Source organism: Mycobacterium sp. (genome assembly GCF_052144515.1).
Lineage (GTDB): Bacteria > Actinomycetota > Actinomycetes > Mycobacteriales > Mycobacteriaceae > Mycobacterium.
The window spans coordinates 1-7657 of record NZ_JBKQQD010000420.1 but is presented as its reverse complement, the minus strand read 5'-3'; the positions used below and the strand labels follow the sequence as shown (position 1 = coordinate 7657).

The following is a 7657-nucleotide window of genomic DNA, read 5'->3' as shown; positions in this document are numbered from 1 at the left end:
AGATGGCCGACGCCAGCGTGAAACGGGTATTCGCCGACGTGCCGTTGGGCACCGAGCGCGTGTATCAGGCGTTCGCCCGGTTGGACCCTGACCGTCAGCGCGCCGTCATCAACGTGTTGATGACCGCGACGATATTGCCGGTCGGGAAGCGTGGCCGGGTGCCGTTCGACCCCGAACGCATTGCGATTGAGTGGCTGCGATGAGCACTTGGTATCGCCTGGCGTGCGACCGCCACACACCACCGGTGCATATCTGCGACATCGAGCACGACGAAAAGAAAACCCGCGCGACGCAATACGAGATGTTCGCTGCGTTACGGGAGCGTATCGGCGCATCGACGCCGATAAGGCGCGATGCGTCCGGTGAAATCTCCGTCTACAACACCAACGGGTCAATCCTGGCTAACGGCGTGCGGGCTACCACCGGCCGCGCCGCAGTTACCGAGACGCGACTCGCCGATGGTCGGCGATGGGAGTTCACGTGCCTGGTGTGCAAGGCCGTCGCCCGGCGAAAGAAAAACAATGTCAGGGCTTCGGATGCGACGCTGGCATTAGTGCTGCGCCGAATCGGTGCAACGCTACGCACTCGTGACGTCGAGCTGCAAGAGGAGCATGCCGAGGGGTGGCAGACGCATCGCCTCGGTATCCGGTTACTACCGTTGGACCAGCTTTCCGATGAAGTGACTGCCAACCCGCGTGGCGCTTCCACGAATAAGCGCTAATCCCTGATAAATTAAGCGCATCCCCGTTTCCGGGAACCGGAGTGTCGAATGGGCTCACTTTGTGATGCCCGGAGGACACCCAAATTGCATCCCGCAATAGCCAATGCCCGCGCGCGCCGCGCCGGTCTGCATGGCAGGCCAATCGATGACCCCGATCGGGTCAACGCCGAACGCGACCTCGCCGCAGCGAAAATCGCCAACTACATCGAAAAGGTTGTCGCCCAAGCTCGGCCGTTCACCCGCGAGCAGGTCGACCAGCTCCGTGTGCTGCTCGAGCCGGCCCGCCGCGACCTCGCCAACGCTCGCCCAGGCGGCGGTGATGCTGCGTGATGCGCCGCGATTCGGGGCCGCCTAACGAAGTCGGCCCCCGGGACACCACTCCCGAGGGACCCGACACCACCAACACACCGGCCGCCATCAAAGACCAGCACCGCCAGTCTAACGGAAAAGCGGCCGACCACCTCGGTATCGACGAGGCCATGGTGGCCGGCGTCGACGGCTCGATCTGGCAAGCACTCTTCGACGGGCATTTTCGGCTGGCCGTTCGCTGCGACACCTGTGGCCGGTGGCTTACAGCGAACGACTCCAAGCGCGCGCAACGCGGCCCACGCTGCCAGACGAAGGCGGTGGGTCAATGATCGCCGAACATCACCTCACCATGCTCGCCGCGTCCGGCATCACGCCCGAGTTCGCGGAGCTGCGCGGCTACGAAACCATCCGCGACCCGCGCCGCCTGGCCGAGCTGGGCATCGCTAAGGCCGGGCAGCGCACGCAAGGGCTGCTCATCCCGCAGCACAGCGCGCGCGGCGACGTTTGGGGACACGCCTACCGGCCGGATCACCCGCGGGAACGCAACGGCAAGCCGGCCAAGTACGAGATGCCATACCGGCAGGCCAACCACATCGACGTGCCGGTCGGTGTCGGACCAACGCTGGCCGACCCCAGCAAGCCGCTGATGATCACCGAAGGGTCGAAGAAAGCGGATTGCGCCGCACTACGCGGCGTGTACTGCGTGTCCATCAATGGGGTGGCGGGATGGCGCGGCACCAACGCGGCCGGCGGTAAGACCGCGGTCGCCGACTTCAACGACATCGCGCTCAACGGCCGCGATGTCGTTCTCGCGTTCGACGGTGACGTTGCCCGCAAACCGCCGGTGCAGGCCGAGTTGTGCAAACTGGCCGAGTATCTGAAATTCAAGGGTGCGCGGGTCGCCTATCTGCACCTGCCAGACACCGACGAGAAAACCGGCCTCGACGACTACTTGGTGAGCCACACCGTCGACGAGCTGTGGCGGCTCGTCAAACCCATCCCGGCGCCGGTGACGCAGACCCCCGAACCGCCGAAGGTCGAGGCGCCCAGGCCCGCGCCGGTGCAACCCGTGTCACTGGATGAGGTTCACGATGGATACCGGGCCGCGTTCGGCGACAAATACGACCTCGACGCGATCAACATAACGCTAGCCGTCGCGGCCGTCGAGAAACTCGACGGCGACCCGGTGTGGCTTCTGATCGTCAGCGGCTCAGGCGCAGCCAAGACCGAAACCATTGTTCCCCTCGGCAATTGCGCCGGGGCCATCACCGTATCCACAATCTCCTCCGAAGGCGCGTTCCTGTCCGCGAGCGGCCAGCACGAACGATCAGCCGACGCCACCGGCGGGCTGCTGCGTGAGATGGGTGACCGCGGCATCCTGATATTCAAAGACTTCACGTCCATCCTGGCGATGAGCCGGGACCGCCGCGACGACGTGCTCAAGGCGTTGCGCGAAATCTATGACGGCTACTGGCGCCGTCAAGTCGGCACCGACGGCGGCCGCTCCATCGAATGGAAGGGCCGCATCGTTGTCATCGGTGCGGTCACGTCGGCCTATGACCGGGCCCGCGAAGTCATCTCAAAGTTGGGTGACCGTTTCGTGCTGCTGCGCGTGAACTCCAACGATGCCGAAGCACGCAAGGACGCCGCGAAGTCCGCGGTTCGCGGTGTCGGCGGTGAAAAGAAGATGCGCGCTGACCTCGCCCGGCTGGTGGCCGGCCTCGTCGAGAACATCGACACGGCCGCCGCGATCAACCCCGACGATAACGAAATCGACGCGATCATCAACGCTGCGGACTTGGTGACCCGCGCGCGCACCGCCGTAGACCGTGCACCCAACGGCGAGGTCGAGGAAGCCCACATGTTGGAGATGCCCACCAGATACCCGAAGGAGCTGGTGCAGATTTTCCGCGGCGCCACCGCTATCGGCCTGGGCCGCGACGCTGCCATGCGCCTGGTCATCCGCGCGGCGCGGGACTCGATGCCGCCCCTGAAATTAGAGATCGTCGACTGGCTGGCCGTGCATACGTCGGGGAACGCCAACGGTGTCGCGGTCGGCGTCGACAAGCCCTACAACACGACCAACCGCCAACTGCAGGAACTGCATCTGCTCGGCGTCGTCACCCGCGTGAAAATTACCGGCAGTGATAGCCAGAACAGGTGGCATTACCGGCTGGCGGACGGGATCGACCCCGCCGTGCTCAAGTCCGGGGCTATTTCCAGATTTGGCCCCTCCCCCGGGGAAACACCTCCTGACCAGCAGGAGTCGGGGGCCTACCTATGGGGGGTCAGGGGTAGTAAGCCAAATCTGGAAAGTGGTCTGCGCAGCCTTCTGAACTGGACGATTACACGGCTACGACGCCGATCGGACCCCGGGAAACCACCCCTGAGCAACACATCCGCTACCGCGCCGGGCGCTGCGTCGACTGCGGCGAAAACGAACAATCCGCCGGCCGGCCACGCTGCGATAAATGCCACCGCATCCACCAGAACCTCATGAGCGGATACGACCAATGACCGACCGCTTCGGGATCATCGACCCGGACCGCTCCACCTGCCTCTGTGACGTTGGCCAGCCCGACTACGCCGCCGTCACCGTCATCGACCCGGACGGCGCCGACCGGCTGGTCCTCGCCGAATGCGCCACCATCAACGACCCCACCGTGTCCTACAGGTCCGACCCTCCCCCGCACGAACACCTCGGGCCGCTGCCCCCGCGCTGGGGGGCCCGCGTCGCGCTGGCCCCGTTCTACTGCGGCCGGCCCACCCGCGCCGGCCGGCCCTGCCGCATCCCCGTCGCCGCACCCGGGCAGCGGTGCAGCTGGCACCCCACGGAGAGGAAGCAATGACCGACCAGTACCGCGCTTGCTGCGTCTGCTTTAGGCAGTGGACCCCGATCGACGGCGAACCTAAATGCTCCAACTGTCTAGGCCGGCTAGTACCTAACAACACAGTGACGACACGTCCCAGCCCGACGCTCGACCCGGTCGAGACGCTTACGCGCGATCTGGACGTCCAGATCACCAACGACGCCGATGAGCAGGCTTGGCGCAGCGCCGCCGCCAAAGCGGCAAAAACCGGCTCACGCTCTCTGAAATGGCCGGCCGGGAAGTGAGGAGATCCCTCGCGGCGAAAATTTTCGCCACCCGACTACCCCCAACACGGGCGGCCGGAAGTGAACTGAAGCCCCGACCACACACCCCGTCCCCCGCCAGCAAACACCGGCCAGTCCCCAGCAAACACCGGCCAGGCTGGAAGTGGAGACCAACCACCCCCACCACACCGGCAAATCCTCGGATGGCCACCCCACACCACGGCTACCGCTGCATCATCGCAGCTCAGGGGGGGTGTTTTCATCTCTAACGCAGGTCACCATCCGCGACCCCGTTAGGCTTTTGATCTTGATGCCAGAGAATAACAATCAAGCAAATAATGCCGGTAAACCAGCAAACCCATCCAGCAAAGGAGTTCGAAATGGGTAGTCGCAGCAGCGGGCGCCGCCCGCGCCCGAATCATCTGAAGGCGCTCGAGGGCTCCCGAGAGAGCCGCATCAATCGCAACGAACCAATCCCGGACGACGCCCCGATCCTGCCGCCTGTGGAGTTGCCGCCCGACGCGCGGGCGGTGTGGGATCGTCTGGCCCCCGACCTGATCGCCAAGCGTGTACTCCAAGCGTGGGATGTTGACAGTTTTGGCGTGTATTGCCGCGCGGTGGCCCTGTTCAACCGGGCCGCAGCCGAGGTGGAGGCTGATGGCGCGTCCACGGAGCGCCGCTACAAGGGGTTGGTGCCTTCGCCGGCGTTCCGGGTGATGGTGGCCGCGGAAAAGATGATGACGTCGACGGGTTCCCGGTTCGGGTTGTCCCCGGCCGACAGGGCGCGCATCCAGGTCGATCCCGGCGCCCCGAAGACCGGCGCCGAAAGGTACCTGACATGAGCGACACGATGACTGACGCCGACGACTTCGACATCGACCCGTCCCGCGCCCCCGGCGCGTTCCTGTATGGCTTGACGCAGCTTGACGTCGCCGATGACGGTCTGGCACCCGGTCATCAGATCGAGGTCATTGATGTCCTGGCCACGCTCGCTGAGGCGGTTAAGCGGCTCATGGCCGCTGAGAGCACGCCTGACGCGATGTTGTTGCGCCGGCTGGCGATGGCGACCCTCTAGGGGTCGCGCACGATCTATCCGCACCGTTTTTTCAGACTTTTTCGCAGCGAAAACGACTGAAACACAAACGAAATTCAACGACTCAAAGCAATTGCGCAGCAATAAGATTGGAGCAGCAAAGACATGGGACGCAAGCGGCGGCCATCACAGCTCGCGACGGTGACTAACATCCCCGCCCCGCGCCGTCCCGGCCGCCCCTATAAGACCTTGAGTTCGGCTGTCGCCCGGTCGGCGTCCGAGTGCGACGTGCTGTTGCTGCTGCGGAAGCGGCTGGCCGCCCAGCTCGACGGTGACGACATGCCGCCGGCGGCGTTTGGTGCGTTGGTGCGGCAGTTCCGGCAGATCGACCAGCAACTCCGCGCGCTTGAGGCTGCGGCTGCGGCTGCGGCTGACGTGGCCGATGGGCCCGACGACGACCTTGACGACGAGGAGGCGGGCGGCTGGGATCCGTCGAAGCTGTAGACGACCGAGCGTCCTGGTGCTCGAGTGCGCCCACTCCATACCGAAATCAAGGTTCAACAACCAACGAAAGGAATCAAAATGACCGAGGACACCAGCATCACCGACCGGCTCATTACCGACCGGCTCATGGCCGAGACAGCCGCGACCTTGGAGCGCATCGCCGACCTCAGCGATGAACTGTTTCGTCTCAGTGGCCAACTGTGGGTAATCTCCAACTGGGCCGGCCAGCGCCAGATTTTCGACTGGTCTGAGATAGCCAATGACGCTGGGCTCCAAGTCGAGGAACTGCAGTGGTCGGTCCGCGACGTGATACGTGGCATAACCTTCACTCTGCCGATCCGCCCCCTCGACGACCGCGAGTTCGCTGCCGGACCAGGCATCGGCTCGTGCCATGCCGGCGATCCACTCGACGGAGCCGACCAGGACGGCTAATGAGCACCGCGCCGGGGAAGCCCCGTGTGACAGCGCACGGCCTCTTGCGTATCAAAACCTGCCCCACCCGCGCCGCCACAGGAGAAAGGAGCGCCGATGACCAGCAATGACTTCAACACCCGCACCCCGCGCTCAACCAATGCGCCCCAATCCGGGGTGCTGTCCAACAGGGAGATCGTGACGATGGTCGACCGCAAACGGGATCGCTTTCCATCGCCCAGAGGAAAGCGTCGGTGTTCTGCATGAACTCACTCATTGTCTTCACACTGCGCCGAGATCGAGTCTTTGGCATCGATTCCGACGACAATTGGCGGAGTCCAGAAGCTCCGGCGGAGGGAGCGGCGTCTCACCAAAAGATGAGGCGCGAGCCCCTAAATCGACCATCTCCGCATAGGACGTCGTGTAGCTGACAACGGCAAGCTGATTGGCTCGCATCTGGTCCCAGACCCAGGTGTGACCAGCGACATCCGTGTTCCACAACCATCGGTCATCCAATGTAATGTGCTTGATCCGGTAGACGGCCCACAGTGACTCCCATTCGGCCTCCGGTGCGCTCTGCGCCCATGCAGGCTCGGCATCTCCTCGGTTGGGTGCGAACGAGACGGTCCTTCCCCGGCCGGCACCGAAGACGAATCTCTTATGCATCTCGAGGTCCTGTATGACGTCAGCCGGGCAAAGTTCGTGCGCGGTGGCAACACGCGCGACAGTGTCCATTACATTCACCGGCTTCCACCCCTCGCGGACGATCGATGACGCAGCCCGCATGGTGGTTCCGTGGTGGAGCACGTGGCAGAGCATTACCTGCCCATCGACGCCGCGCCCGCCGAAACCGGAACAAAACTCGGCTATTGCCCGCGTCAGTACGGCGCATCAGTCACTCGACCAGCAGATGGATGCGCTGACCGCAGCAGGCGTTGACACCGCCCGCGTCTACACCGACAAGTTGTCCGGGACTTCAACCCGCCAGCAAGCGTCCGGGCCTTGCCGCGCTCCTGGACTACGCAAGGCAGGGCGATGCCATCGTCGTTGTTGGGGTTGATCGTCTAGGTCGAAACGCTGCCGAGGTTATGACGACCATCCGCGAGCTTGGGGAACGCGGGATCGTGCTGCGGTCGCTTCGGGAGGGCATCGACACGTCCAACGCAACCGGGCGCATGGTGGCCGGCGTTCTCGCCAGTCTGGCCGAGCTTGAGTTGGAGTTGGGGCGGGAACGACGCACAGCGGCGCGCGACGCTCGACGGGCACGCGGCCAGTCGATCGGTCGCCCGAAGGCACTGACTGACGGCAAGGCCGCGCTGGCTCGTCGTATGTACGACACAGGCGAGTCGGCCACCACCATTGCTGCAACGCTTAACGTGAGCCGCGCTACCGTCTATCGCGTCTTGAGCGACCTGCCCGATGCGTAGGCCATAACGCATCAAGGATGTAGAGCGCAGTGGGTGCGTTCTGAACTGCACCAATCCATTTGGGTTCGAGTGGACGCCCGTCGACCCGTCGACTGGATCGCCGATCTAGTCGCACTAGAGATCACGCCCGGATCGCGGCAATGGTCCAGGCAGGTAGA

11 protein-coding genes and 2 pseudogenes are annotated in these 7657 nt (G+C 64.3%); all 13 read left to right on the top strand.

The features are described from left to right. Positions 1–203: pseudogene (locus tag ACLP9N_RS28240) on the top strand (recombinase family protein); the annotation flags it as partial. Next, positions 200–721 carry a hypothetical protein gene (locus tag ACLP9N_RS28235; protein ID WP_442410459.1) on the top strand — a complete coding sequence of 174 codons (522 nt, stop codon included), beginning with the start codon at positions 200–202 and terminating at the stop codon, positions 719–721. The pseudogene ACLP9N_RS28240 and the gene ACLP9N_RS28235, both read left to right, overlap by 4 nt. Before the next feature lie 84 nt (positions 722–805). Continuing rightward, complete coding sequence (locus ACLP9N_RS28230) at positions 806–1051, top strand: hypothetical protein (RefSeq protein WP_442410458.1); 246 nt, start codon at positions 806–808, stop codon at positions 1049–1051. Further along, positions 1051–1359: a hypothetical protein gene (locus ACLP9N_RS28225; protein ID WP_442410457.1), complete on the top strand. Its 309-nt coding sequence runs from the start codon at positions 1051–1053 to the stop codon at positions 1357–1359. The genes ACLP9N_RS28230 and ACLP9N_RS28225 overlap by 1 nt, the downstream gene beginning before the upstream one ends. Beyond that, on the top strand, positions 1356–3530 hold the full coding sequence (locus ACLP9N_RS28220) for a DUF3854 domain-containing protein (protein ID WP_442410456.1): 2175 nt from the start codon (positions 1356–1358) through the stop codon (positions 3528–3530). Before ACLP9N_RS28225 ends, ACLP9N_RS28220 begins: the two co-directional genes overlap by 4 nt. Positions 3531–3543: 13 nt before the next feature. Beyond that, a complete protein-coding gene (locus tag ACLP9N_RS28215) occupies positions 3544–3879 on the top strand; it encodes a hypothetical protein (protein ID WP_442410455.1) in 336 nt (111 codons plus the stop codon). 104 nt (positions 3880–3983) lie between these two features. Then, entirely contained in the window at positions 3984–4145 is a 162-nt protein-coding gene (locus ACLP9N_RS28210; RefSeq protein WP_442410454.1) for a hypothetical protein, read from the top strand. A 359-nt stretch (positions 4146–4504) separates the two neighbouring features. Further along, a complete protein-coding gene (locus ACLP9N_RS28205; protein ID WP_442410453.1) occupies positions 4505–4966 on the top strand; it encodes a phage terminase small subunit P27 family in 462 nt (153 codons plus the stop codon). Beyond that, positions 4963–5199 carry a hypothetical protein gene (locus ACLP9N_RS28200; protein WP_442410452.1) on the top strand — a complete coding sequence of 79 codons (237 nt, stop codon included), beginning with the start codon at positions 4963–4965 and terminating at the stop codon, positions 5197–5199. The genes ACLP9N_RS28205 and ACLP9N_RS28200 overlap by 4 nt, the downstream gene beginning before the upstream one ends. 159 nt (positions 5200–5358) lie before the next feature. Beyond that, positions 5359–5661 carry a hypothetical protein gene (locus ACLP9N_RS28195; RefSeq protein ID WP_442410451.1) on the top strand — a complete coding sequence of 101 codons (303 nt, stop codon included), beginning with the start codon at positions 5359–5361 and terminating at the stop codon, positions 5659–5661. Between the two features lie 78 nt (positions 5662–5739). Further along, positions 5740–6093 carry a hypothetical protein gene (locus ACLP9N_RS28190; RefSeq protein WP_442410450.1) on the top strand — a complete coding sequence of 118 codons (354 nt, stop codon included), beginning with the start codon at positions 5740–5742 and terminating at the stop codon, positions 6091–6093. Between the two features lie 96 nt (positions 6094–6189). Then, a complete protein-coding gene (locus ACLP9N_RS28185; RefSeq protein ID WP_442410449.1) occupies positions 6190–6339 on the top strand; it encodes a hypothetical protein in 150 nt (49 codons plus the stop codon). A gap of 561 nt (positions 6340–6900) precedes the next feature. Then, positions 6901–7499, top strand: a pseudogene (locus tag ACLP9N_RS28180) (recombinase family protein). Positions 7500–7657: the final 158 nt, after the last annotated feature.

What these genes read in the sequence shown, in the direction of transcription:
- ACLP9N_RS28235 (WP_442410459.1), top strand. Translation starts at nt 200, where the DNA reads ATGAGCACTTGGTATCGCCTGGCGTGCGACCGCCACACACCACCGGTG.
- ACLP9N_RS28225 (WP_442410457.1), top strand. Translation starts at nt 1,051, where the DNA reads ATGCGCCGCGATTCGGGGCCGCCTAACGAAGTCGGCCCCCGGGACACC.
- ACLP9N_RS28220 (WP_442410456.1), top strand. Translation starts at nt 1,356, where the DNA reads ATGATCGCCGAACATCACCTCACCATGCTCGCCGCGTCCGGCATCACG.
- ACLP9N_RS28215 (WP_442410455.1), top strand. Translation starts at nt 3,544, where the DNA reads ATGACCGACCGCTTCGGGATCATCGACCCGGACCGCTCCACCTGCCTC.
- ACLP9N_RS28205 (WP_442410453.1), top strand. Translation starts at nt 4,505, where the DNA reads ATGGGTAGTCGCAGCAGCGGGCGCCGCCCGCGCCCGAATCATCTGAAG.
- ACLP9N_RS28200 (WP_442410452.1), top strand. Translation starts at nt 4,963, where the DNA reads ATGAGCGACACGATGACTGACGCCGACGACTTCGACATCGACCCGTCC.
- ACLP9N_RS28190 (WP_442410450.1), top strand. Translation starts at nt 5,740, where the DNA reads ATGACCGAGGACACCAGCATCACCGACCGGCTCATTACCGACCGGCTC.
- ACLP9N_RS28185 (WP_442410449.1), top strand. Translation starts at nt 6,190, where the DNA reads ATGACCAGCAATGACTTCAACACCCGCACCCCGCGCTCAACCAATGCG.